Below are 23,175 nucleotides of genomic sequence, written 5' to 3'. Positions count from 1 at the left end.
GGCTGCCTCTAGATTTTCAGCGCATTGGCCAGGCGCAGCATGGCGGCTTCGATTTCATACGCGGTCAACGACGAGTAGCCCAGCAGCCAGCCGTATTGCTGCGGTTCGCCTGCGTACAGCTTGCTGAGTCCGGACAATTGCACGCCGGCGGTGGCCGCCTGGCGAATGGTTTTTTCTTCGCTCCAGCCCGCTTTCAGCAGACACGGAATCTGCAAGCCGCCCGGTGGCAACTGGGCGGTGACGACCTCGCCCAGGTACTTGCCAATGGCGTCATGCATGATCGAGCGTCGCCCGGCATACAGCTTGCGCATGGCCCGCACGTGGGCGTTGTAATGACCGTCTTCCATAAACCGCGCCAGGGTCAGTTGCAGCACTTGCGGCGTATGCCCGTCCATCATGCTGCGCGCGTAGGCAAAGGGCTTGACCAGTTCGTGGGGCAGCACCATGTAGCCCATGCGCAAGCCGGGGTAGAGCGTCTTGCTGAACGTGCCGATATAGAGCGTGCGCTGATACTTGTCCAGCCCCTGCACGCAGGCGGTGGGTTGTCCGTCGTAATGGAACTCGCTGTCGTAGTCGTCCTCGATCAGCCACTTGCCTTTTTCTGCCGCCCAGTTGATCAACTCAAGGCGCCGTTCCAGCGGCAGCGTCACGCCGGTGGGGTATTGGTGCGACGGTGTGACGTACACGCAGTTGGCGCCGCTGCGGTCGGCGTACAGCAGGTCGGTGCGGATGCCGCGTTCATCGACATCGATGGGCAGCACCTTGGCTTCAGCGATCTCGAAGGCTTTGCGTGCGCCGTAATAGCCAGGGTTTTCGAGCAAGATCGGGTTGCCGGCATCCACCAGCAACTGCGCGCAGAGGTACAAGGCCTGGCGCGTGCTGCTCAGCACCAGCACCTGATCGGGCGAACACTTGGCCCCGCGCTCTAGGTTCAGGTAGGTGGCAATCGCCTTGCGCAGCGGCTCGGCGCCTTGAGGGTCGCCGTGCAAGAGCACGTTGGCGCGATAGTCCTTCATCACCTGGCGTTGCAGACGTTCCCAGACATCCGTGGGGAAACTGCGGGTTTCCGGCAAACCGGTGGCGAAGGCCTTGATGACTTGCTGGTCGCTGACGCCGCCCGTTTCGAAGATCATCCGCCCGCGCTGGCTCAGCTCGGCGCCGGGTGCGGCGGCGTTGCTGCGCACTTCCTGGGCCTTGATGCGCCGGCGTGTGGCGCCGCGCAATTCGACGCCGACCGTGTCGCAGACGTAACTGCCGGCACCCTCGCGGCGCACGATAAACCCGTCCCGATGCAACTGCACGTAGGCGTTCTCGACGGTGTCGCGGGCGCACCCCAGCGACTTTGCCAACACCCGTGTGGCAGGCAGTTTCAGGCCGGGGCCGAGGGCGCCGTCGAGGATCAGTGCGCGCAACGCCCGCTGGATGCGCTGGTGCAAGTCCAGCAGCTGAAACTCCACGTCGTTGAGGCGCATTTTCAGGGTTTCGAGCTCAAAGGTTTTTGCCATGCGGTCTGCTCAGTCCTTTGGAATTGGCCTGTAATGGCAGGCCAGTCTATCCGTAGAATCCAGCCCTCGCCAGCCCGGCCCCGGCGCGTGGCGAGCCCGCACGATGCGAGTGTTCTTGAACAGGAGTTACGCGACGATGGCCAGATCCCACAACTTCAGCGCCGGCCCCACGGCGGTGCCGCTGGAAGTGCTCACCCAGGCACACGAAGAATTTTTTGATTTTGCCGGCACCGGTATGTCGGTGATGGAGATCAGCCATCGCTCCCGCGTGTTCATGGACGTGGCCCGCCAGGCGGAGCAAGACCTGCGTGACATTCTCGGCGTGCCGGACGCGTACAAAGTGCTGTTTTTGCAAGGCGGCGCCTCGCTGCAGTTCGCCCAGGTGCCGATGAACCTGTTGGGCGACAAAGGCACGGCGGACTACCTGCACACCGGCCTCTGGTCGGGTAAGGCGATTGAAGCGGCGCGGCGTTATTGCGATGTGCGAATCGCGGCCAGTGCCCGCGCAACCGGCTTCGACCGTGTGCCTGACGCAGCGAGCTGGCACCTCAATCCTGACGCCGCCTACCTGCATTACACCGAGAATGAGACGGTCCACGGCGTGCAATTCATCGCCCCGCCCGACAGCGCCGCACCGCTGGTGTGTGATGCCTGTTCAAGCCTTTTGTCCAAGCCGATGGACGTCGCCCGGCATGACCTGGTGTATGCCGCCGCCCAGAAAAACATGGGGGTGGCCGGGTTGACGGTGGTCATCGTCGACCCCGCATTACTGGAACGCTCCCATGCCTTCACTCCGGACATTCTCAACTACGCCCACATCAGCGATGCGCAGTCGATGCTCAATACCCCGGCGACGTTTCCCTGGTACCTCACCGGCCTGACGCTCAAGTGGATCAAGCACAACGGCGGTCTGCCGGCGTTGCATGAGCGTAACCAGACCAAGGCACGCCGGCTCTATCACGTCATTGACGAGAGCGGCGGTTTCTACCGCAATCGGGTGCAGCCGGCGTACCGCTCGATCAACAACGTGCCGTTCGTGCTGGCGGATTCGACGCTGGAGAAGACCTTCCTGCGCCGCGCCGAAGACGCCGGCCTCAACGGCTTGAAAGGCCACGCCAGTGTCGGCGGCCTGCGCGCCAGCCTCTATAACGCCGTCTCGTTGACCGCAGTCGAGGCGCTGACTGACTTTATGGCTGACTTCGCACGCGCACATGGGTAACCGCCCCTGCGCGAAAAAGTGGTCTGGTCTGCTGCGCACAAGCGTAGGGGCAAACCCCACCATTCAACGGCTATAAATGACCGCCTGGCCACGGCCTGATCCATTGTCCAGCAAGGAGCCAAGACTTATGCCCTCTACTCAATCCCAGTCGTCCCTGCGTCTGCGGGATGTGCTGCACCCGGTGGTTGCCGGGCTGATTTCGGTGATCGTCAATTACGGCGGCACCTTTATTCTGGTGTTCCAGGCCGCCAAGGTTGCCGGCCTCAGCCCTGAGCTGACGGCGTCGTGGGTCTGGTCGGTGTCGATTGGCGTCGGTGTGACCGGGTTGTTCCTCAGTTGGGTGAGCCGCGAGCCGATCATCACCGCCTGGTCGACCCCAGCGGCGGCGTTCTTGATCGTTGCCCTGGCGACCACGCCCTACGCCGAGGCGATTGGTGCGTATTTGATTTCAGCGGCGGCGTTCGTGCTGCTGGGGGTATCCGGCTATTTTGAAAGGGCTGTGCGCCTGATCCCGCCTGGCGTTGCGGCGGGCCTGCTGGGCGGCATTCTCTTGCAGTTCGGCATCGGTGCATTCGCGAGCATGACGGTCGACCCGCTGTTGGTGGGGCTGCTGATCGGCGCCTACATCGTGTTCAAACGCTTGAGCGCACGCTACGCGGTGGTCGGCATTCTGGTGCTGGGGCTGGGCTTTTTGCTGATGCAGGGGCGAGTGGATTTTTCCGGACTGGCGCTGGCGTTCGCCACACCGGTATTCACGCGGCCCGAGTTCTCGCTCAATGCGTTGCTGAGCGTGGCGTTGCCGCTGTTTCTGATCACCCTCACAGGGCAGTACATGCCGGGCATGCTGGTGCTGCGCAATGACGGCTTCAAGACCAGCGCCAACCCGATTCTCAGCGTGACCGGGCTGGGTTCGCTGCTGATGGCGCCGTTCGGCTCCCATGCGTTCAATATCGCGGCAATCACGGCGGCGATCTGCACCGGCAAGGAAGCGTCCGAAGACCCTTCCAAACGCTGGATCGCCGGGGTTGCGGCAGGGGTGTTCTACATCCTGGTGGGGATTTTTGGCGTAACCCTGGCGGCGGTGTTCATGGCCTTTCCGGCGACGTTCATTACCACCCTGGCCGGGCTGGCGCTGCTCGGCACCATCGGCGGCAGCCTGGCCAATGCCATGGCGGACGTCAAATCCCGTGAAGCCTCGCTGATCACCTTTCTGGCGTGCGCCGCCAACATCACCTTGCTTGGCATTGGCGGCGCGTTCTGGGGCTTGCTCATCGGCCTCGCGGCGTATGCGGTACTCAATGGGCAACTGCCACGTGGTGAAAAAACCACTGCGGTGACCACCAAGGGAGCGACCCGCTGATGACTGGGCAAGCCGAACACCTCACCACGCTCCACGCCGACCATGGTCGCTATCCGCAGGCGGTCAGCGTCGAGGACTTTCGTCGCAACCTTGCCGCTGTGCAGCAACGCATCATCGATGCTTGCCACCGTGTCGGGCGTGACCCGGCCACCGTGCGGTTGCTGCCGGTCAGCAAGACCTTCGACGAAGCCCATCTGCGCCTGGCCTATGCCGCCGGTTGCCGCCTGCTCGGCGAAAACAAGGTGCAGGAGGCCCAGCGCAAGGCGCAAGCCATGAGCGACCTGCACGACCTGCAATGGTCAGTCATCGGCCACCTGCAAACCAACAAGGCCAAGCAGGTTGCGCGTTTTGCCAGCGAATTCCAGGCGCTCGACAGCCTGCGCGTGGCCGAAGTGCTGAACCATCGGCTGCAGCTCGAAGGTCGGCAGATGGATGTGTTCGTGCAGGTCAACACCTCGGGTGAAGCCAGCAAGTACGGCCTGGCTCCCGAGGATGTGGCGGCGTTCATCGCGGCGCTGCCGGCATTCCCGGCGCTGCGGGTTCGCGGGCTGATGACCCTGGCGCTGTTTTGCGCCGACGTGGTGCGGGTACGCCCCTGCTTCGTGCGCTTGCGTGAATTGCGCGACCGCTTGCTCGCACAGGTGCCCGAGGGCGTGTCGCTGCAGGAGTTATCGATGGGCATGTCGGGCGACTTTGAAATTGCCATTGAAGAGGGTGCAACCGTGGTACGCGTCGGCCAAGCCATCTTCGGTGCCCGCGCCATGCCCGATGCCTATTACTGGCCCACGGCCGACGCCAGACCGCGCAACGACGACGAGTTGCCGGCGCTCGCCCCTTAACGTTGATTGATCTTTATAGGAGGCCTGCAATGTCCGCTGCACCCGCTTACCTGATGCACACCTCGTCCCGTCAGCCGGTTTCGTTCAGCCGAGGCCTGGGCGCCCGCCTGTGGGACACCGACGGCGTTGAATACCTGGATGCCATCGCCGGCGTGGCCGTGACGAGCCTGGGGCACGCCAACCCGGAAATTGCCGCCGCCATCGCCGAGCAGTCCACGCAGTTGCTGCACACCACCAACATGTTTCGCATCCCGTGGCAGGAGCAACTGGGCGAGCGGTTGTGCCTGTTGTCCGGCATGGAGCGCGCGTTTTTCTGCAACTCCGGCGCCGAGGCCAATGAAGCCGCGCTGAAACTGGCGCGGTTGCACGCCCATGCCCGAGGCGTGGCCCAGCCGCAGGTGCTGGTGATGGACAACAGCTTCCACGGGCGCACCCTCGCCACGCTGGCGGCCACCGGCAACCCGGCGGTGCACGTCGGTTTCGAACCGTTGATGCCCGGCTTTGTGCGCGTGCCGTACAACGACATCGAGGCGATTCGGGCGGTCGCGGCGCGGTCACCCAACATCGTTGCAGTGCTGGTCGAACCGGTGCAGGGCGAGGGTGGGGTGCATGCGGCGTTCGCGGGCTACCTGCAAGGGTTGCGCGCCCTGTGCGATGAACACGACTGGCTGATGATGATTGATGAAGTGCAAACCGGCATGGGCCGCACCGGCGCCTGGTTTGGCTTTCAACACGCGGGCATCGAGCCGGATGTCATCACCCTGGCCAAGGCACTTGGCAACGGCTACCCGATAGGCGCATGCCTGGCGCGGGGCAAGGCCGCCGAGCTGTTTTCCCCCGGTCACCATGCGTCCACGTTTGGCGGTAACCCGCTGGCCTGCCGCGTGGGGTGCACGGTGCTGGACATCATGCAGCGTGAGCACCTGCCACAACGCGCCGCCGCCAGCGGCCGACGCCTGCTGGCCGCGCTCAAGCTGGCGCTGGGCAACCATCCCGAGGTGGTGGCCATTCGTGGTATCGGCTTGATGGTCGGCGTCGAACTCAACCGCCCGTGCGGCGAGCTGGTCGACCGCGCCCGTGAAGAACAACGCCTGCTGATCACCGTCACCCGTGGCACCACCGTGCGCCTGTTGCCCGCACTGATCTGCGATGACACACAGATCGACGAGATCGCCGCACGTGTCATTCGCCTGCTGTCGCCCGCTGTTTGAATTTGTTAACCAAGGACGCTCCCACCATGTACGACTCAACGCTCACCCTGGATGCCTTCGACCCTGAACTGCGTGAGGCGATTCATAACGAAGCGCATCGCCAGGAAGACCACATTGAGCTGATCGCGTCGGAGAACTACGCCAGCCCGCTGGTCATGCAGACCCAGAGCACGGTACTCACCAACAAGTACGCCGAGGGCTATCCCGGCAAGCGCTACTACAGTGGTTGTGAATACGTTGATGTGGCCGAGCGGCTGGCGATTGAGCGGGTCAAGACCCTGTTCAACTGCGACTACGCCAACGTGCAGCCTCACGCGGGTGCGCAGGCCAACGCGGCGGTGTTCCTCGCGTTGATCAACCCCGGTGACACGGTGATGGGCATGAACCTGGCCCAGGGCGGCCACCTGACCCACGGTAACCCGGCGAACTTTTCGGGCCGGCATTACAAGATCGTGCCCTACGGGCTGGACCCGAAAACCGGTTTTCTCGACTACGACGAGATGGAACGAATTGCCCTGCAGACGCGCCCGAAAATGTTGATCGGCGGCTTCTCGGCGTACTCGCGCTACAAGGACTGGGCACGCATGCGCACCATCGCCGACAAGGTCGGCGCCATATTCTGGGTCGACATGGCCCACGTCGCCGGGCTGGTCGCCGCCGGCGAATACCCGGACCCGCTGCCCCATGCGCATGTGGTCACCAGCACCACGCACAAAACCCTGCGCGGCCCACGGGGCGGTTTGATTCTGTCGAAGGGCCAGGACGAAGCCTTCTACAAGAAACTCGATTCGGCAGTGTTTCCCGGCGTGCAGGGCGGCCCGCTTATGCACCAGATTGCAGCCAAGGCCGTGGCGTTCAAGGAAGCGCTGACGCCCGAGTTCCGCGTCTACCAGACCCAAGTGGTGATCAACGCCCGCGCCATGGCGGCGGTGCTGCAAAAGCGCGGCTACAAGATCGTCTCGGGCGGAACCGACAACCACATGATGCTGATCGACCTGTCCGACAAGCCCTACACCGGCAAGGACGCCGATGCGGCATTGAGCAGCGCCTACATCACCGCGAATAAAAACTCGGTGCCGAATGACCCACGCTCACCCTTCGTGACCTCCGGCTTGCGCATCGGCAGCCCGGCGGTGACGACGCGGGGCTTCGGTGTCGAGGCCTGCGAGCAAGTGGCAGGGTGGTTGTGCGACGTACTCGACGCCCTGGAATATGGCGACAGTGACAAGGTCGGCCACCACGTGCGCGAACAGGTTGTCGCACTGTGCCGGCGTTATCCGGTTTATCGCTGAATGGGTTTGGGGGGGCCGTGTGGACGGCCCCTGATTCACTTCTTTGCCGAAAAGGACGCTCATGCAGCCTGCTTCCAGCTTTATCAGGCGTTCGATCTGGGGGAGTGGGTGCGTCGTGATGATCTGCCGGAGATTGATCCCGGTGAGCCCGAAAGTCACAGCGCGTGGTACTTCCCAAAAAATGATCTCAATTTGACAGCTGGTACCCGAGTCTATGCGAATCCGCCTGCTATCACTTCGCGCTTTCACTGATGATGGGATGATGCTCGACGCCGACGTCGCTGATGGAATAGCAATAGAACCTGTCGTTACCCGGATGTTTGCCAATCCAGAGGTTAGTTACATACACGTTCACAATGCCAAGCAGGGTTGCTACTCCGGGCGAATAGATCGGGCTTAGTCACCGCAGGTCTTCGTGGCTCATCTTCGATTTTTCTGGTCACCAAATGGCCGGTATTGGCCGTTTGAATTCGGCAGAAAGCGGAAGTCATTGCTTACCCATCGGACGCCTCGCTAATGGTGAGGACAATCGCCTAAATCGATGTCCGGGACCAGCAGACCACTGCAATTAGCCCGTCATGTCCACGCTAAGCTAAGAGAGCCGCCAGATCGTAGCGTCTCTGGCGCACCGTGTTGGTCCCACCGCTGATATCGCAGGCATCGCCGAGGCGATCATTTCGATATTGCAGGACATGGACGCAGCACTCACGCCCATCATCGGACAGCAAGGGGTTGTGGCGCTCTTGCGCCGCAGCCTGCTCCTCAGCGCCTCGAAGCACACTCGGCTGGCCGGCACGTACGAACGAGTACAGGTCACGGCGGACCTGATCGGCCTCAAAACCGTATTGATCGAGCAAAGCGAAGCCGATGCGCTGTTTTTCGGTGAGGTGCTGCTGATCACCTTTTACACGTTGCTGGCCTCGCTGATCGGGCGGTCGCTGACGGCCCAGTTACTGCACAACGTGTGGGAACCTTCTTTGAGCGACACCCCTTTGCAGGAAAATTCGCCATGAGCTCCAAAGTAACTATCAACCGCCTGGCTACCGGTGTGCCAGGTCTGGACGAGGTGCTGGGCGGAGGATTGCCGGAATTTTCGTTCAACCTGATCGCCGGCCCACCTGGCTGCGGCAAGACCACGCTGGCGCATCAAATGATGTTTGCCCTCGCGACCCCTGAACGCCCCGCGCTGTTTTTTACCGTGTTGGGCGAGCCGCCGCTGAAGATGCTGCGTTATCAGCAGCAGTTCGACTTTTTCGACAATGATGTGATCAACCAATCGATCCGCTATATCAACCTGGCCGATGACACCCTGGCCGGTAATCTGGATGAAGTGCTGCGGCGGATTGTCAGCGAAGTGGAGGCACATTCGCCGTCGCTGGTGTTTGTCGATTCCTTCCGTTCGGTGGTGCTGGCCAGCCAGACTCAGACCAACCCCAACAACAACCTCCCGCAGTTCGTTCAGCAGTTGGGCATGTTGATGACGACCTGGCAGGCGACCACCTTCCTGATTGGCGAATATTTCACCGAAACCGACACCAACCCGATCTTCACCGTGGCCGATGGGCTGATCTGGTTGCGTCAGAGCGTCGAGCGCAATTCGATGGTGCGCAAGATGGAAATCATGAAGATGCGCGGCCAACCTACCTTGCCGGGGCTGCACACCTTCCGTATCGCCACCTCCGGCATCAAGGTCTTCGCGCCCGCTGCTATCGACCCGGTCGAGACACCGATGGCGCTGCCTATCCAACGCCTCAAAATGGGCGTGCCACGTCTTGACGAGATGCTCGGAGGCGGCCTGCCCCGGGGCTACTCACTGTTGGTTGCGGGGCCTTCGGGGTCGGGCAAAAGCATTCTGGCGGCGACGTTTCTGGCCGAGGGTGCGCGTAATGGCGAAACCGGTGTTATTGCGGTGTTCGAGCAACGGCCCAACCGCTCGCAAAACGCCACACTGATCGACCTGATCAACTGTGGCAAAGTCAGTCTGGTGGACAGCCGGGCGCCGGACCTGTCGATTGACGAAATCGTCCAGCAGTTGCTCGGTGAAATCAGGCGCATGAACGCCACGCGGGTGGTTATCGATTCGTTGTCGGGCTTCGAGTTGGCCTTGGCGCCGACCTTCCGTGCGGACTTTCGTGAGTCGTTGTCGCGCATGGTCACGGCGTTGACCCGCGTCGGCGTCAGCGTGTTGATGACTTCGGAATTGGAAGACCGCTACACCGACCTGCGCTTCAGCCCCTACGGCACGGCGTTCCTGACCGATGCGATCATCGTGCAGCGCTACATTGAAGTGCGTAGCCGCCTGCTGCGCATCATGGCCGTGGTCAAAGTGCGTGCCAGTGCCCACTGCGATGAGTTGCGCCAATACCACATCACTGACGATGGCCTGCAGATCGGCGAGATGCTTCCCGATCAGGAGGGGCTGCTCGGCGGGTGCCCGAAGACCCGGCATACAGGGCGTGACAATGTTTGAGCTGACTCATGAGTGACCGCGCTGGAGAGGGGGAACGTAAGGTAGCCAATGCTGCCCACGAACTCTTCCTGCTCGGCCGCAAAATCGTTGAAGCCCGTGCGGTATTGGCTGCGCTGCAGGATCAACTGAGTGACGCGAATAATCGTCTGGAAGACGCCCAGCACGTCGAGCAACTGATCGAAGCCAATCAGCAACTGGTACTGGCAATACTCCTGACGCAATCCGACGCAATCGCGGCGCCTCAGGTCGAGGAGCTGCTGCTGTTCCAGGAGCTGCGCGAGGCGAATGCGCAATTGGTGATCGCCGCGCTCAGCGCCCAGGACCTTCAGGCCACGGCCGAGCTTGCACTGGGCCAGCAGAAAAGCATCCTGGCGATGGTCGCCCATGAACTGCGTAACCCGCTGACGCCTATCAGCCTGATTGCCGAGCGCATGGTCAGGCTGCCCAGCGACCAACTGCCGCGCATGCGTGAGTTGATCGAAGGCCAGGTCCAGCATATTTCACAACTGGTCGACGACCTGCTGGATGTCTCACGCGCCAGCACCGGTAAGCTGCGCATCCAGTGTCGCGAGGTGGACATGCTGCGCATCTTGAATGCCGCGGTCGACGCGTGCAGCCCGGTGATGATCGCGCGAAATCAGCAGTTCGACGTGGCGTTTCCCGACGCTAGCCTGATCATGAGCGGTGACCCCGTGCGGCTCGCGCAGATCCTGCACAACTTGCTGGGCAACGCGGCCAAGTACACCCAGGCCGGTGGCAGAATCTCGATGGTGGTCACCGTGGAGGCCGAGCAACTGAGGATCTGCATTTCCGATAATGGCATCGGCGTGACCGCCAAGGCCCTGCCGTTCATTTTTGATCCTTATGTGCAAGACGCCCACGCCATCGGTTTCAACAGCGCCGGCCTGGGCATTGGCTTGACCGTCGTGCGCGAACTGGTCGAAGCCCACGGCGGCACGGTCTCGGGAAAGAGTGATGGGCATGGCAAGGGCAGCGAATTTGTGGTGGTGCTGCCCCTGACGGCGTAACGGGGCGAACGCGCGGCACCAAAGTGATTTATGAGGGTCCATACACCCCGCACGATTGTCTGTGGTCGTGCGCCTGTAGGTTCCGAGCGTCGGAACCTGTCGTCCGTTTTACCCTCAGCATAAGATCTAAAGCATGTACCTACGCAACATTGCAGTCGGGCTGTCTGCCCTTGTTTTGCTCTCTACCGCAGTAGAAGCCCGCAACCTGGCAAACCCCTACACCCCCACCGAGCAACGCGCTTCATTTGAGGGTTGCGCTGATCTTTTCCCTGCCAATACGCCGATCAAAACCGCCACCATCCCTGCGTCAATGACACCTCTGGCGCTGTGTTCCGACACGTTTGCAGTGCTGTACTCGCAAACCAGCAAGACGCCGCTGGTGGTGGTCGAACGCCTGAATGCGGCGCAGTTGAAAGAGGCGAAAGGCGAGGAGCGTACCAACCAGTTCTACCCCGACCCACGCATCCCCAAGGCTGGGCGTGCTGAGTTGAGTGACTACCGCAGCCAGCACCCGGCTGTGGACCGCGGCCACCAGGCCCCGGCCGCCGACGCACCGGATGCCCACGCGATGGCCCAATCCTTCGCACTGTCGAACATGGTGCCGCAAGACCCCACCAACAACCGCAAGATCTGGAGCAAGGTCGAGGCCGACGTGCGTAAGTTTGCCAAGCGTGCTGGCGGTGATGTGTATGTATTCACCGGTCCGCTGTTCGACCCGGGCCACGGCACCATCGGCGACAACCACGTCTGGGTGCCGACGCGGCTGTTTAAATTGGTGTACGACGCCTCAAGCAAGCGAGCCTGGGCGTATGTGCTACCCAACGCTAAGACGCGCCTCCAGAAGCCGATGGACTACGACAGCTTTGTGAAGAGCACCGGCCTCAAGTTGCTGGGGAATCTTCCGGTGTCGGGGTCGGTGGGGCGGGGTTGACCGACGCCTCTGGCACGGCGGGCGCAGCACCCAACCGCAACAGAGACCAAAGGTGGGAGCTGTCGAGCCCTGGCGAGGCTGCGAAGGCGGCGGTAATGCCAGCATTTTCATCACCTGATCCACCGCTTTCGCAGCCTCGCTAAAGCTCGACAGCTCCCACAGGAGATTTGCTGTGTTGGTTGGATTCCGGTCTTGGCAGCGGACGCAATTTCAGCAGCGATAAAGCTCAAATGTGGGAGCTGTCGAGCCCCAGCGAGGCTGCGAAGGCGGCGCCACTGCCAGCATTTTCATCACCTGACCCACCGCTATCGCAGCCTCGCTAAAGCTCGACAGCTCCCACAGGGGATTTGCTGTGTTGGCTGAATTCCGGTCTTGGCTGCGGGCGCAATTTCAGCAGCGATAAAGATCAAATGTGGGAGCTGTCGAGCCCCAGCGAGGCTGCGAAGGCGGCGGTACTGCAAACATCTCCATCGCCTGACCCACCGCTATCGCAGCCTTGCTAAAGCTCGACAGCTCCCACAGGGGATTTGCTGTGTTAGCTGAATTTCGGTTGTGGCGGCGGGCGCAATTCCAGCAGTGATAAAGATCAAGTGTCGGAGCTGCTGTGTTGATTGGATTTTGGTCTTGGCTGCAGGCGCAATTTCAGCAGCGATAAAGCTCAAATGTGGGAGCTGTCGAGCCCCAGCGAGGCTGCGAAGGCGGCGGTACTGCCAGCATTTTCAGCACCTGACCCACCGCTATCGCAGCCTCGCTAAAGCTCGACAGCTCCCATAGGGGATTTGCTGTGTTAGCTGAATTCCGGCCTTGGCTACGAGCGCAATTTCAGCAGCGATAAAGCTCAAATGTGGGAGCTGTCGAGCCCTAGCGAGGTTGCCAAGGCGGCGGCACTGCCAGCATTTTCAGCACCTGACCCACCGCTATCGCAGCCTCGCTAAAGCTCGACAGCTCCCACAGGGATCGGCGGTGTTGGTTGAATTCCGGCCTTGGCTACGAGCGCAATTTCAGCAGCGACAAAGCTCAAATGTGGGAGCTGTCGAGCCCCAGCGAGGCTGCGAAGGCGGAGGTAATGCCGACATATTTTTTCGCCTGGACCCAACACTCTCGCAAAGGGATCGGCGGCCTGCTGCTCGGCTACGGTTCGCGCCTGGCCTACGGCTGTTACTTCCAGCGGCATCGTCTTGGGCAGCCTGTATGGCTGGGTATGGTCGGTGGTGGCGTTAATCGGCAACAGCGTGGGGTGCCGGTTGCGGCCGCTTTTCTTCGTAGGTGAGCGTTAGCAGGTGGCGTTGAGCAGTTGCTAAGACTTGAAGGCATCGCAGTTGTCTTCAGGCGCTCCGAACAACTCATCGTGAGCGTCCATTGCTTCTATCAGGCTTGCGTACGATTGGCTACGTTCACTGGGTGACATCTCAATCAGCAGTTGTATCAGTTGTTTATCAAAGAAAGCTTGGTTGGCGGTCGTCATGGGCAGGCGAAAGAAATCCGTACTCTGCACCGTGTACAGGGCTGTTTTAAGGTTCATAAAGCACACATACCGCACTGCCGCGGTATCAGTCAGTCGGCGCCAAGTGATGATTTGCTGGTAACTGTCGTTCATTGATCTTCCTTGTCATGTCGCGAGGTAAGGCTCCACCACATCTTCCAGCAGACTCACTAGTTCCAGGTCCATGTAGCGAAAATCGTCGGGAATATCCAGGCAGTGCAACGGCTTATGCTCCAGCAGACGGGCGTAGTCGGCCTGTAGGCGCTGCTGGTGTTTGCGCTCCATGACGAAGATCACGTCGGCCCACTGGATGTCCGCCGGGCCGACGGTTTTGCGTGCGTTTGGGCTGGTGCCTGCCGAGCGCACATTGAAGCCGGGGCGACGGCGCCAAATCACTTCTGCCGTCGGGCTGGGCCATTTGTTGCGGCTGCAGATGAATAGCAGGTTTTTCAATCTTGCTCCAACGCTTGAACCGCTTCAGCCGCCAGCTTTTCCCGGTCTGCCTTGCTGACGTACGTATCTTTTTTCTTCGGCGCCAATTTGGCGCTGGCCTTTTTGGCCTTGGCCTTGAAGAGCTGCTTGAGTTTTTTCTGGCGGTTCATGTCTTTCTACCCAGGCTGTACAGGCTCGGGATGATACCAGCTTAAAAACCGACGCCATTCCCTGAGTCGCTTTTTAGCGCCAATCTGTGTATTGAATCGCCCTCCCTTTTGCCAATAATCGGGTCCTCCAGCGCACAACGGACGACACTGATGAGCATCCACACCCGCACCAAACGCATGACCGTCCCGCAACTGGTCGCCATGAAGGGCCAGCAGAAAATCGTCTCCCTGACGGCTTACTCCAGCGCCATCGCCAAGCTGATCGATCCTTTGGTCGATTTCATCCTGGTCGGTGATTCCACGGCCATGGTCGGGTACGGCCGCCCCTCGACCTTTAGCATGCAACTTGAAGAAATCATCGGCCACACCCGGGCCGTGGTCGATAGCACGCGCTTGGCCTGTGTGATTGCCGACATGCCGTTTGGCAGTTATCAGGAATCCAATGAACAGGCCTTCCGCAATTGCGCCCAGGTGCTGGCGCGCACCGGCTGCGACGCCGTCAAGCTGGAAGCCAACCAGGCGTTAGCCGGCACCGTCGAGTTTCTGGTGGCGCGCGGTGTTCCGGTGATGGCGCATGTGGGGCTGATGCCGCAGTTCGTCAACGTGATGGGCGGCTTCAAGGCTCAGGGGCTCACCGCCGAAACCGGCGCGCGAATTGCCAAGGATGCACGGGCCAATCTGCAGGCGGGTGCGTTCAGCCTGTTGCTCGAAGGGGTGGCAGAGGGCGTGGCCCGGCAGATCACCCTCGACTCGGCAATGCCCACCATCGGCATCGGCGCTTCACCGGCCTGCGACGGCCAGGTGCTGGTGACTGAGGATGTGCTGGGCCTGGGCGGCGAGCAGATGCCGCGTTTCGTCAAACAATACGCGGACGTGGGCGCGGTGATCCGCGATGCCTGCGAACGGTTTGCCGAAGACGTGCGTCACGGTCGTTTCCCTGAGGCGCGGCACTGCTACGGACTTTGACGAATTGCCCGGGCCAGTTGCTCCACGGCCTGGGCGATGTCTTTGCTCCAATCGAGGGTAAAGCTCAGGCGCACATGCTGTTTCCAGGCACCTTGCTGGCTGAACAGTTCGCCGGGGGCGATGACGATGCGTTCCGCCAGCAGGCAATCGAACACGCTCTGCATGTCGACCAGACGCGTGGCTTCCAGCCAAAAACACGCGCCACCCTGCGGGATCTGCACTTCAAAGGCACCCTTGCCGTGTTCGTCCAGCAGGCCTTTCAGCCGGGTCATACAGTCCTGCAACAAGGCCCGCAGCGTGTGCAGATGCGGGTCGATGCGCTTGGAAGTGAATAGCTTGGCAATCGCCTTCTGGCGGATCGGCGACAGACGAAATGCCCGCGCCAGGAACGCCTGCTGCAACTGCGCCCCACACCCACGGCACAGCACATAGCCGTAGGGTGCCTCCGAGCCGATCACCTTGTCTAAGGTCGAAAACACCAGCAGTTTCTGCGGGTCGGCAACGTCGCGATAGCGGGCCGGCCGGGGCGCGAAATACAACTCGCCGTAGGTGTCGTTTTCGAACAACCAGATATCCCGCTGCGCCAGCCATTGGCAGATCTGCTGTTTATCCTCAGCCGGCATGCGGCTGCCGTGGGGAATGTTCACGGTGGATGACAGCACCGCCAGGCGAATGGGCGCGTGCTTGAGCAGTTGATTAAGCGCAGGCAGGTCGAAGCGCCCGTCGGCGTCAAGGTGCAGTTCGATTACGCGGATGTTCGCGGCTTTAAGCTGGCGCAGGATCGCCCACGAGCACGGAGACTCCACCAACGCCACTGTGCCCGCCAAGCCCAGGGCGTTCAGCGACAACGCCAGCACGCTGTGCAGGTCCGCGCCGACATAGACCTGATCGGCCTGCCAGTAGTTGTCAGTGGAGCAGGTGTAGCGCTCGGCCAATGCAGCGCGCAGCTCCGGTTCGCCAAAGGGCAGGTACAACGGTGTCAGTGAGCGCGGGTATTGGCGGGCAATCTCCCGCTCAATCATCAGCAGTGGGTTTTCCAGCGACATCAGCATGGCCGGTGCGTCGCTGCTCAGGGCCAGCATGCCCGGCTGGCGGGCATTGGCAAAGACCTGATCGAGCAGGCTGGGTGCGCGCTCAGTTGAGACAGCCGTCGGCTGCAGACGGGTGAAGTAACCGAACTTGGGCCTGGCGTATACCCGTCCTTCATCCTCAAGGAGCGCGTAGGCGTACTTGGTGGTCGACACCGATACGCCGAGGCGCTGCGCCAACTGGCGCAGCGACGGCAACTTGTGGTCGCCTTGCGAAGGGCTTGCCTCAATCAACTCGACGAGGTAGCGGTACACCGCTTGATAGGCGAACGGGGCGTTTTTAGGTGTATCCATAACCCTTTGCGCCGCATGACTCGCCATTGCAGGGAGCAAGGGGCAGCGTGCTCTGTTAAAGGTTGACGACGGTGCGAGTGTCAGCGCTCTCAGGCTTATGCTCTACAAACGTTGCCTGTACCCGCTTGGATACCAGCATGTAAGGCACCCAGATAAACAAGCCAAACAATGCCCGGACCATTTCTTTTAGTGTGTTGCCATCGAACAGCGGCTGATTCACCAGGACAAACGAGCAGATCCAGGCATCGAGCGGAATGAAAATCACCGAAAAAACGACCGTGGCGATATAAACCTTGGGGAACACGTAATGCTTCCTGAGGAACAGGTAGACCAAATAAGCATAGGTAGCAGCCAGTAGTACGTTGACGACTGTTTCTGAAATCAGAATCGGCGCCCATAGCGGGTTATACAAGGACGATCCCTGCGTGGTCACAGCAGTAAAAGTGCCATTTGCGAAGATGGGGTAATACACGGCGAGAACGTTATAGCTCAGGCGGATAACCGATATAAACAGGCCTATTCCAACGAGCACGAGCCAGCCTCCTAACCCTCTCAACTCTTTGCTCTCTTGCATGTTGTACTCCGTGGGTGAGTAAGGGTTCGAATTTTAATTATTTGCTGAACGATTGCCGCAGAAACGTAGTAATCAGTCCTACCACCTGTTGTTGGATCTCTACTCTGGGTCGGGCCCCTTCACCATCGCGGCAAATCATGCCATCGCCTGGCGAGTCCTCTTCGATCAACGCCATACCGCCCGGCTTGCAGGTCGACATAAAGCTGAAGTGAGTGGCGTCTGCGATCTCTACGTAGTGTGTCGAGGCTTTAGGCAACCGCTTGACCATATCGGTGGACTCCAGGTTGGGGTCCATATCCTCCGTTGGCACGCCCCCCGCAATTACCAGTGCCGGCACCGGCAGTGCGGCCAGGCTGGCGTCGGTGAAGCCGCGCGACAGGCCCAGGTCCAATGTCACCACGGCGCCGACGCGTGGGTCGCGCAGGGTCGCGGCCAGTTGGGCCTTCGCAGCCGGTGTCTCGGCCGGTTTGATCTGCTGGTAGCCGATGCAGCCGCCCAACTTCGGGTGTGCATTGCAGTCGCGGGCGAAGAGGTCCGGGTCGAAGCGTGCACCGGCAATTTCCATGGCAGTCCATCCCCCAATAGAGTGACCCACCACGGCGATCCGGTTTTTCGCCACCGCGCCGAACTGCTTAGGCTGAGCGATCACCGCATCGATGGCCCGGCTCAGGTCTTTGGTCCGTTGCCATAACTGTGCGGCAGCCCGCGGGCTGCGGTCCTTGCTGGTGGTGCCGGGATGGTTGACCGCCGCCACGATGTAACCCTGATGGGCCAAGGCGCTGGCCAGCCACACCTGGTTGCCCCAGTTACCGCCGTAACCATGGGAGAGCACCACCAGCGGGTGTTCGCCGCTTTGCGCAGGCGCGTCGGGCACCGCGAGGGCGCCGAAGAACACTGCGTCGTCACGGATCAGCTCGGGTGTAGTGGCGGCGGCGGTGGGGTACCAGACGACCATTTGCAATGGGCGCTGCGTATCAGGGACGGTGACGTTTTTGAAGCCGATAGGTGTGGTTTCGGCGAATACAGGCGCTGCCAGGATAATCAGCAGCAGTGCGGTGAGGGTGGTTTTCACAGTTTTTATCGTCCTTGATGTGAGGGCCGCATCATGCCTTGAAATAAGGAGTTTTAATAGAGGTGAGGCGGGATTAGGAAGTTGCTGACGTATTCCTACTTTTAAGTATGACGGCGTTGTCCTTCGTTATTTTAGGAAGTGGGTGGCTTTATTCGGTTAATTAATCGTGCAATGGTGCGGGTGTGAATCTTACAGTTGGATTGATTTGAACCTTACGTGTTAACTCCTGACTCTATGGTGATAATTATGAAAAGCTTGATTGTGTTTGTTCGTAGTTCAGGCCCAAGCAAATATCTGCTCGCATTGGTTGCTGCTTTGGTGATTTTCATTAACGAAGTCGTGCAGGCGCAGGAAAGGTCTATTCCTAAGTCTGAGGCGCCCGGCCCCGTGCTCGTGTTATCTAATTCCGATACCAGTCCCGGTGTAGGGTTCGCAAGTTTCAGTATTGTGAGCTCTGATTTTCCACCGGGGACTCTCGTTGACCCCAAACAGTTAGTGGAAGTGCAATGGAATACGACTTACTATCCTGAAAGTATCATGGAGGATGTGAAGTTGTGCTACTCGCGCCCCTTCAGTTCTCAAGAGGACTGCAGGAAAATTCTTCCAAACTCTTCCGGAACACTGTCGGACTTCAATGTTCAGTCGTTCGGTAATGGCTCGCGTGTCAGAATCTATCATGATGTATACGGGGGGACGCCCCGCTATACTCGGCCTGCGGGTGCAGACTCAGTGGTATTTAAATACAGGTACTAACTCAGTGGAAGCTGCTGGGGATTAAGTTGCTTCGAGTTTATTTTTAAATAGATAACCAACGTATATCTAATGCCGGGTAGCTTCGGTTTGCTCCTGGGCTGGGAGAACATCCATGATCACTGTTCAACCTCAGGCATCCGCATCCTACGGGCGCATGACAACAAGTAGTTCCGTCAGTGCCGTTCCGTTGTCTACGGTTCCACACGCTAACGATCAGACGGCTGTGGCGTCAGCTACGATCCGTGACGTTACTAGCAGCACCGTCTCAATCCTGGCTCGTCAGCTGAGCGAAGCCGCAACACGGGCTGAAACCCGGGCCGGCCAGATGAGCGCCAACCCACTCCATTCGATTACGGGTGACCATTACCTCGCCAATAAAGCCCAGCACGATACGGAAACCCCCAGCACCGAAAACCCGGAGCTCCTGGCACGGGCGCGGCACGCCACTGGTTTCGTCAACGGTACGGACAGCAACCCGTTTAAAGAACTCGCGCGCAATCAGCTCAGCCTGATTGTCGGGGATGACGGTGGCTCCTTCACCGTCAATGAACGACGTGCAGCGTGGGAAGCGCTGGCATCAACGGCGCCCAAGGTCGCCACCCAGTCGGCCCCAGCTTCCGTTAACGGCCGCGACCTCATGATTTCGCGCTTGTACAACGGCAATGAACCCCCCGTTGCCAAGCCACCGGCCACTGTCTACAACGGCACTCAAAACCACGCCGATTTCCTCAACCGTGATGACCGTGCCTTGATCTCGGATATGTACGCCTATGCAAAAGCGGAAGGTGCGGACCTGTATTTCGTAGATCGAGTGGCCATAGAACTCGGCACCTACCGTCATTACAGTGACGGCCTTCAACTTGGGGGGAGCAACGTTCGCTATGACTGGGACGGGTTCCAGGTGACGTTCGACTACAAGCCAGAGGACGCCGCAAACGCGTCAAGAATCCTGGAGGGCTCGGCGATCAACAGCACCCGTCTCGACCAGGGCTTTTTACGATACATCCTGAGTCCGAGCCAGGGAACGTTCTCCAATATTGGGGGCATACCCTTCCTGGAGCGGATGGTAAAAAAATTCTCCAGTGAAGGCGCTGATCAACCTCCACTGGGCAGCGAGTTCGCCACCTTCAAAAGAGCCAAGCGCGAGGACCATGTCGTTCAAACCACGGACAAGAACATAAGGCTCGCGCCCTTCAAGGCACTTACCGAAACCGTGAATGGTGTCTGGCACCTCACCGAACACGGCAAGACCGCTGGCTATTTGATGGATAAGTCCACCGGTAGGCTGTACAAGCCCACTGATCCTCTAAGCGATCAAGTGCAACAGCGCTCGCCCTTGAATATTCCTGCTGGCGAAGCGCCCAACAACACCTTGCTCGACGCCCTGGCAGACACCCGCGAGCAGCCAACAACACGTTGGATCTGGCCCGGCCATCTGTTCAAACTGATGAAAAACTTCAAACCCTGAAGCGCCACTGTCCACCAGCCACTGCAAGCGCATTTTGCTGATGCGCATTGCAGCCCAGCCGACTCAGACCCCCGCGCCTTCCGCTTAAGGCCTACGCGTGCGTAAGCCCCGTCAACGTATCCGCAAGGGTCTTCGTGCGTTGCGCTGTCCCCTCAGTCGCACGGCTTGACGCCTCCAGTGCGTCGAGCATTTCGCGCAGCGCGCCCACCCCGGTGGACTGGTCCTCAATCTGCTGGGCAACACGCTGGATCTCGCTCGACAGCAGGTCGATATCCACACCAATCTCCGCCGCATTCTTACGCGTGATCTCTGCCAGTTTGCGCACTTCGTCCGCCACCACTGCAAAGCCCCGGCCGAGGTCGCCCGCGCGCGCCGCCTCGATGGCGGCGTTGAGCGCCAGCAGGTTGGTCTGCCCGGCGATTTGCTGGATCACTTGCACAATCGACTGGATACGCAAACTTGAACCCGCCAGGGTGCGTGCACCTTCCACTGCGACATCTGCCTGGCTCGACAGCCCCTCCACCGTCGCTCCAGCCTGGGCAGACACGCTGTTCTGCCGGTCAATGGTGCCCACCAGATCATCCATCGACGCATGCAACTCACCCGAGTAATGCTTGAGCTGCGAAGCAATGTCCTCCTGCTGCCGCTCGGCTTGCGCCAACACTTGGCCCAAGTCTGCCAGGCCTTCGAACACCGGCAGGATATTGCGGTCCAGCCCACGGGTATTCAGGGTGTCGGTGAAGTCTTTGTTCTTGAACGCGTTAATTTGCTTGACCACCACATGGTTCAAGCCCGCCAGTTTCTTCACCTGCCGGCGCAGGAAAAACGCCTTGAACTCGCCATAATGGGCGATGAAATTGTCGACGTACTCGTCATTGAAACTGACGCCTTTGGCCACCCGAAAGAAGAAAATCGCGGTCAGCGTCTGGTTCAGGTTCAGCCCCAGGATTTCACCAAAGGTCGAAAACCCCGCCAGCGGCACATCCCCAAACGTGCCGGCCATGCTGCCCAGTTCGGCGCCGTTGTTCAGCCGGCGCAAAATGCAGTCATTTAGAATACCCGCCACCGGCTGGCCACCCTTGCCGCGCAAAAATTGCTCGTAGTCCAAACGCGTTGCCTCACGCAACGGCGTACGCCGCACCATCACCAACTCTTCACCGGGTGCCACGTCGCAAAACAGCTGCACGATCTGCTGCTCATAGTCGATACGCGCGATGGAGCGCACGAATAACTCACTGCCCACGCGGATGGCAAACGAGTAGTCCGCCAGCTTCGATTCCAGCGCCTGGGGCGTGCAGTTGAACGCATCGCACAGCGCTTGCACCATGCTCTTGATGTTGCCGCTGCTGTCGATCACCTGGTCAATCGTGCGGTCCTCTACCGACGCGGTCAGCACACTGAAGGTCAAATCCGCCGGCTTGAAATTCTGGCTCTTGAACACGCCAAAGCGCACTTGGGCTGCCGTCTTCAGGAACACAATCTGCGCATGGTTCTGATAACTGCGCTGGCCGTCGTGAATCAGCGTCTTCTGGAAGTCCGACTTGCCCCCGGCCGACCCGCCCACGAATAAACACGGAAAACGCCCGGACTCATACAGCGCCTCCATGAAAAACGACTCCGACGCCGACAACCCGTCAAACACGACATAGGCCAACGTATCGCGATGATCGATCTGCGTATGCACCTGCACCCCTTTGATATTGCTTACCAGCTTGGCAATCCGCTCCTGCATCCCCAGGCGCTTGCCGCCACTGCGAATGTCCTCACACTCCAACGGCACCATCACCACCTCGGCGGCAGCGATCACGCTGTCGTCGAACAACTGCAGCACAATCCGGTCCCAGCGTTCGCCAGTGGCGCAGTAAAGCGTCTTGGCTGCGTTGCACAACTCGCCGGCAGTGGTGCACAGGCTGATGGTGCTTTGGGGAAAGCGCCGCTTGAGCTTGGCGGCTATTTGGTCGATGTCCAGATGCGGGGAGATGAAGCCGGTGATAAGCGTCGGGCTGATGCGCAGGGTGGCTAAAGACGGCTCCAGTTCGTTGGCGGTGCAGGTGAGCGTGGTGGTGCCTTGACGGTCGGGCCGGGCTTTTTTGAGAAGGGCGAGTGGGTTCATGGTGGGGGCTCAATCGGGAGGGGGCGCAGGGTATTGGCATGCGGTTAATAAGGTTATCGGCGGGAGGGGGGAGGGCAGGAGGGGAGGTTGGCGGGATGCGACAGATGGCCGCATTTGGCCTGCGCGGGATGCGCGTGAGCTACGGCAGGGGCCTTGCCTGGAAGCCTATGACTAGCCCTGTAGATCTTGATGAGTGGGTGACGCACGTGAGAGATGCGTCGTACCGATCCACCCGACACTGATCTCAGTGAGAAGTATGTGAAGCCGCTGGGCCTGCCAATAGTGCGTGACCTTCGAGAGCAGTGGTTTTAAAACCGGGATAATCTGCCGCTCAACCTTGGTATTGGCCAACACAACCCCATAACTACCCCTGTATCCATTGAGCTTAAGGGGCAGACCATGACCAACCAAACCGAAACCGCCATCCTCGCCGGCGGCTGCTTCTGGGGCATGCAAGACCTGCTCCGACGCTATCCCGGCGTGCTACATACGCGCGTCGGCTACACCGGCGGCGATGTGCCGAATGCTACTTATCGCAACCACGGTAACCATGCCGAAGCGATTGAGATCGTTTTTGACCCGGCTGTGATTACGTATCGGAAGATTCTCGAGTTCTTTTTCCAGATACATGACCCGAGCACGCCTAATCGGCAGGGGAATGACCTTGGGCCCAGCTATCGTTCGGCAATTTATTACCTCAGCGAAGCGCAGAGGGGCATTGCCGAAGATACAGCAGCAGACGTTGATGCTTCTAAGTTATGGCCGGGGCGTGTGGTAACTGAAATTGAGCCGGCGGGGCCATTTTGGGAGGCGGAGCTTGAACATCAGGATTATCTGGAGCGGATACCGAATGGGTATACCTGCCACTTCGTGCGTCCGAACTGGAAGCTGCCGAAGCGTGCGTGAT

The 23,175-nt window shown here is 60.1% G+C and carries 22 protein-coding genes and 1 pseudogene; 15 read left to right on the top strand and 8 right to left on the bottom strand.

What is annotated here, in order from left to right; genetic code table 11:
• Positions 1-8: 8 nt before the first annotated feature.
• A complete protein-coding gene (gene pdxR / locus AACY44_RS24680; protein ID WP_339416424.1) occupies positions 9-1,505 on the bottom strand; it encodes a MocR-like pyridoxine biosynthesis transcription factor PdxR in 1,497 nt (498 codons plus the stop codon).
• Between the two features lie 136 nt (positions 1,506-1,641).
• Between pdxR and serC the strand changes: the two genes are divergently transcribed.
• The 11 genes and pseudogenes from serC to AACY44_RS24625 form a co-directional block, all read left to right on the top strand.
• Positions 1,642-2,724 (top strand): 3-phosphoserine/phosphohydroxythreonine transaminase, encoded by a 1,083-nt coding sequence (gene serC, locus AACY44_RS24675; RefSeq protein ID WP_339437682.1) that lies wholly within the window; start codon positions 1,642-1,644, stop codon positions 2,722-2,724.
• A 127-nt stretch (positions 2,725-2,851) separates the two neighbouring features.
• Positions 2,852-4,084 (top strand): benzoate/H(+) symporter BenE family transporter, encoded by a 1,233-nt coding sequence (locus AACY44_RS24670; protein ID WP_339427440.1) that lies wholly within the window; start codon positions 2,852-2,854, stop codon positions 4,082-4,084.
• Complete coding sequence (locus AACY44_RS24665; protein WP_065874177.1) at positions 4,084-4,923, top strand: YggS family pyridoxal phosphate-dependent enzyme; 840 nt, start codon at positions 4,084-4,086, stop codon at positions 4,921-4,923. The genes AACY44_RS24670 and AACY44_RS24665 overlap by 1 nt, the downstream gene beginning before the upstream one ends.
• Positions 4,924-4,952: 29 nt before the next feature.
• Positions 4,953-6,134 (top strand): aspartate aminotransferase family protein, encoded by a 1,182-nt coding sequence (locus AACY44_RS24660; protein ID WP_339427442.1) that lies wholly within the window; start codon positions 4,953-4,955, stop codon positions 6,132-6,134.
• Positions 6,135-6,160: 26 nt separating this feature from the next.
• Positions 6,161-7,426: a serine hydroxymethyltransferase gene (glyA, locus tag AACY44_RS24655; RefSeq protein ID WP_305394087.1), complete on the top strand. Its 1,266-nt coding sequence runs from the start codon at positions 6,161-6,163 to the stop codon at positions 7,424-7,426.
• A gap of 214 nt (positions 7,427-7,640) precedes the next feature.
• Positions 7,641-7,826 (top strand): DUF1203 domain-containing protein, encoded by a 186-nt coding sequence (locus AACY44_RS24650; RefSeq protein ID WP_339437685.1) that lies wholly within the window; start codon positions 7,641-7,643, stop codon positions 7,824-7,826.
• Between the two features lie 292 nt (positions 7,827-8,118).
• A complete protein-coding gene (locus AACY44_RS24645) occupies positions 8,119-8,439 on the top strand; it encodes a hypothetical protein (RefSeq protein ID WP_339437686.1) in 321 nt (106 codons plus the stop codon).
• Positions 8,436-9,896, top strand: coding sequence for an ATPase domain-containing protein (locus AACY44_RS24640; RefSeq protein WP_339437687.1), 1,461 nt, complete (start codon positions 8,436-8,438; stop codon positions 9,894-9,896). The genes AACY44_RS24645 and AACY44_RS24640 overlap by 4 nt, the downstream gene beginning before the upstream one ends.
• A gap of 8 nt (positions 9,897-9,904) precedes the next feature.
• Positions 9,905-10,924 (top strand): sensor histidine kinase, encoded by a 1,020-nt coding sequence (locus AACY44_RS24635; protein ID WP_339531240.1) that lies wholly within the window; start codon positions 9,905-9,907, stop codon positions 10,922-10,924.
• Between the two features lie 133 nt (positions 10,925-11,057).
• The gene (locus AACY44_RS24630; protein WP_339416410.1) at positions 11,058-11,855 is read left to right on the top strand and encodes a DNA/RNA non-specific endonuclease; all 798 of its coding nucleotides are present in this window, start codon (positions 11,058-11,060) and stop codon (positions 11,853-11,855) included.
• A 1,111-nt stretch (positions 11,856-12,966) separates the two neighbouring features.
• A pseudogene (locus AACY44_RS24625) lies at positions 12,967-13,132 on the top strand (YeeE/YedE thiosulfate transporter family protein); the annotation flags it as partial.
• A 20-nt stretch (positions 13,133-13,152) separates the two neighbouring features.
• Here the strand turns inward: AACY44_RS24625 and AACY44_RS24620 are convergent.
• The 3 genes from AACY44_RS24620 to AACY44_RS24610 are packed head-to-tail and all read right to left on the bottom strand — an operon-like array spanning position 13,153 to position 13,940.
• Positions 13,153-13,452 (bottom strand): hypothetical protein, encoded by a 300-nt coding sequence (locus tag AACY44_RS24620; protein ID WP_339416409.1) that lies wholly within the window; start codon positions 13,450-13,452, stop codon positions 13,153-13,155.
• Positions 13,453-13,464: 12 nt separating this feature from the next.
• The gene (locus tag AACY44_RS24615; protein ID WP_339531237.1) at positions 13,465-13,791 is read right to left on the bottom strand and encodes a low molecular weight protein tyrosine phosphatase family protein; all 327 of its coding nucleotides are present in this window, start codon (positions 13,789-13,791) and stop codon (positions 13,465-13,467) included.
• A complete protein-coding gene (locus AACY44_RS24610) occupies positions 13,788-13,940 on the bottom strand; it encodes a DUF2986 domain-containing protein (protein WP_339416407.1) in 153 nt (50 codons plus the stop codon). The genes AACY44_RS24615 and AACY44_RS24610 overlap by 4 nt, the downstream gene beginning before the upstream one ends.
• 150 nt (positions 13,941-14,090) lie before the next feature.
• Between AACY44_RS24610 and panB the strand changes: the two genes are divergently transcribed.
• A complete protein-coding gene (gene panB / locus AACY44_RS24605) occupies positions 14,091-14,906 on the top strand; it encodes a 3-methyl-2-oxobutanoate hydroxymethyltransferase (protein ID WP_339531235.1) in 816 nt (271 codons plus the stop codon).
• Here the strand turns inward: panB and AACY44_RS24600 are convergent.
• Genes AACY44_RS24600 through AACY44_RS24590 form a run of 3 tightly spaced genes read right to left on the bottom strand, consistent with a single transcriptional unit; the run spans position 14,894 to position 17,934 of the window.
• Complete coding sequence (locus AACY44_RS24600) at positions 14,894-16,288, bottom strand: aminotransferase-like domain-containing protein (protein ID WP_339439612.1); 1,395 nt, start codon at positions 16,286-16,288, stop codon at positions 14,894-14,896. The two genes, panB and AACY44_RS24600, sit on opposite strands and share 13 nt — an antisense overlap.
• A gap of 55 nt (positions 16,289-16,343) precedes the next feature.
• Positions 16,344-16,862: a DUF2569 domain-containing protein gene (locus AACY44_RS24595; RefSeq protein ID WP_339416401.1), complete on the bottom strand. Its 519-nt coding sequence runs from the start codon at positions 16,860-16,862 to the stop codon at positions 16,344-16,346.
• Between the two features lie 37 nt (positions 16,863-16,899).
• Positions 16,900-17,934, bottom strand: a complete 1,035-nt coding sequence (locus AACY44_RS24590; protein ID WP_339531233.1) for an alpha/beta hydrolase family protein — start codon at positions 17,932-17,934, stop codon at positions 16,900-16,902.
• 246 nt (positions 17,935-18,180) lie between these two features.
• Here AACY44_RS24590 and AACY44_RS24585 point away from each other — a divergent pair, with 246 nt between their 5' ends.
• Positions 18,181-18,687 carry a hypothetical protein gene (locus AACY44_RS24585; RefSeq protein WP_339416398.1) on the top strand — a complete coding sequence of 169 codons (507 nt, stop codon included), beginning with the start codon at positions 18,181-18,183 and terminating at the stop codon, positions 18,685-18,687.
• Positions 18,688-18,799: 112 nt separating this feature from the next.
• Positions 18,800-20,155 (top strand): hypothetical protein, encoded by a 1,356-nt coding sequence (locus tag AACY44_RS24580; protein ID WP_339416396.1) that lies wholly within the window; start codon positions 18,800-18,802, stop codon positions 20,153-20,155.
• Between the two features lie 91 nt (positions 20,156-20,246).
• Here AACY44_RS24580 and AACY44_RS24575 read toward each other — a convergent pair whose 3' ends face one another.
• Entirely contained in the window at positions 20,247-22,268 is a 2,022-nt protein-coding gene (locus AACY44_RS24575) for an FIST N-terminal domain-containing protein (RefSeq protein WP_339427446.1), read from the bottom strand.
• Positions 22,269-22,667: 399 nt separating this feature from the next.
• Here AACY44_RS24575 and msrA point away from each other — a divergent pair, with 399 nt between their 5' ends.
• Positions 22,668-23,174 (top strand): peptide-methionine (S)-S-oxide reductase MsrA, encoded by a 507-nt coding sequence (gene msrA, locus AACY44_RS24570; protein ID WP_339416393.1) that lies wholly within the window; start codon positions 22,668-22,670, stop codon positions 23,172-23,174.
• The last annotated feature ends 1 nt before the right edge of the window (position 23,175 follow it).

Source organism: Pseudomonas sp. RA_15y_Pfl1_P11, from assembly GCF_963970975.1.
Taxonomy (GTDB): Bacteria; Pseudomonadota; Gammaproteobacteria; order Pseudomonadales; family Pseudomonadaceae; genus Aquipseudomonas; species Aquipseudomonas tritici.
This window is presented reverse-complemented; position numbering and strand designations above follow the sequence as displayed.

Excerpts from the sequence above, each read along its gene's own strand:
- pdxR (WP_339416424.1), bottom strand. The coding sequence starts at position 1,505 with ATGGCAAAAACCTTTGAGCTCGAAACCCTGAAAATGCGCCTCAACGAC.
- serC (WP_339437682.1), top strand. The coding sequence starts at position 1,642 with ATGGCCAGATCCCACAACTTCAGCGCCGGCCCCACGGCGGTGCCGCTG.
- AACY44_RS24670 (WP_339427440.1), top strand. The coding sequence starts at position 2,852 with ATGCCCTCTACTCAATCCCAGTCGTCCCTGCGTCTGCGGGATGTGCTG.
- AACY44_RS24665 (WP_065874177.1), top strand. The coding sequence starts at position 4,084 with ATGACTGGGCAAGCCGAACACCTCACCACGCTCCACGCCGACCATGGT.
- AACY44_RS24660 (WP_339427442.1), top strand. The coding sequence starts at position 4,953 with ATGTCCGCTGCACCCGCTTACCTGATGCACACCTCGTCCCGTCAGCCG.
- glyA (WP_305394087.1), top strand. The coding sequence starts at position 6,161 with ATGTACGACTCAACGCTCACCCTGGATGCCTTCGACCCTGAACTGCGT.
- AACY44_RS24650 (WP_339437685.1), top strand. The coding sequence starts at position 7,641 with ATGCGAATCCGCCTGCTATCACTTCGCGCTTTCACTGATGATGGGATG.
- AACY44_RS24645 (WP_339437686.1), top strand. The coding sequence starts at position 8,119 with ATGGACGCAGCACTCACGCCCATCATCGGACAGCAAGGGGTTGTGGCG.
- AACY44_RS24640 (WP_339437687.1), top strand. The coding sequence starts at position 8,436 with ATGAGCTCCAAAGTAACTATCAACCGCCTGGCTACCGGTGTGCCAGGT.
- AACY44_RS24635 (WP_339531240.1), top strand. The coding sequence starts at position 9,905 with ATGAGTGACCGCGCTGGAGAGGGGGAACGTAAGGTAGCCAATGCTGCC.
- AACY44_RS24630 (WP_339416410.1), top strand. The coding sequence starts at position 11,058 with ATGTACCTACGCAACATTGCAGTCGGGCTGTCTGCCCTTGTTTTGCTC.
- AACY44_RS24620 (WP_339416409.1), bottom strand. The coding sequence starts at position 13,452 with ATGAACGACAGTTACCAGCAAATCATCACTTGGCGCCGACTGACTGAT.
- AACY44_RS24610 (WP_339416407.1), bottom strand. The coding sequence starts at position 13,940 with ATGAACCGCCAGAAAAAACTCAAGCAGCTCTTCAAGGCCAAGGCCAAA.
- panB (WP_339531235.1), top strand. The coding sequence starts at position 14,091 with ATGAGCATCCACACCCGCACCAAACGCATGACCGTCCCGCAACTGGTC.
- AACY44_RS24600 (WP_339439612.1), bottom strand. The coding sequence starts at position 16,288 with ATGGATACACCTAAAAACGCCCCGTTCGCCTATCAAGCGGTGTACCGC.
- AACY44_RS24595 (WP_339416401.1), bottom strand. The coding sequence starts at position 16,862 with ATGCAAGAGAGCAAAGAGTTGAGAGGGTTAGGAGGCTGGCTCGTGCTC.
- AACY44_RS24585 (WP_339416398.1), top strand. The coding sequence starts at position 18,181 with ATGAAAAGCTTGATTGTGTTTGTTCGTAGTTCAGGCCCAAGCAAATAT.
- AACY44_RS24580 (WP_339416396.1), top strand. The coding sequence starts at position 18,800 with ATGATCACTGTTCAACCTCAGGCATCCGCATCCTACGGGCGCATGACA.
- AACY44_RS24575 (WP_339427446.1), bottom strand. The coding sequence starts at position 22,268 with ATGAACCCACTCGCCCTTCTCAAAAAAGCCCGGCCCGACCGTCAAGGC.
- msrA (WP_339416393.1), top strand. The coding sequence starts at position 22,668 with ATGACCAACCAAACCGAAACCGCCATCCTCGCCGGCGGCTGCTTCTGG.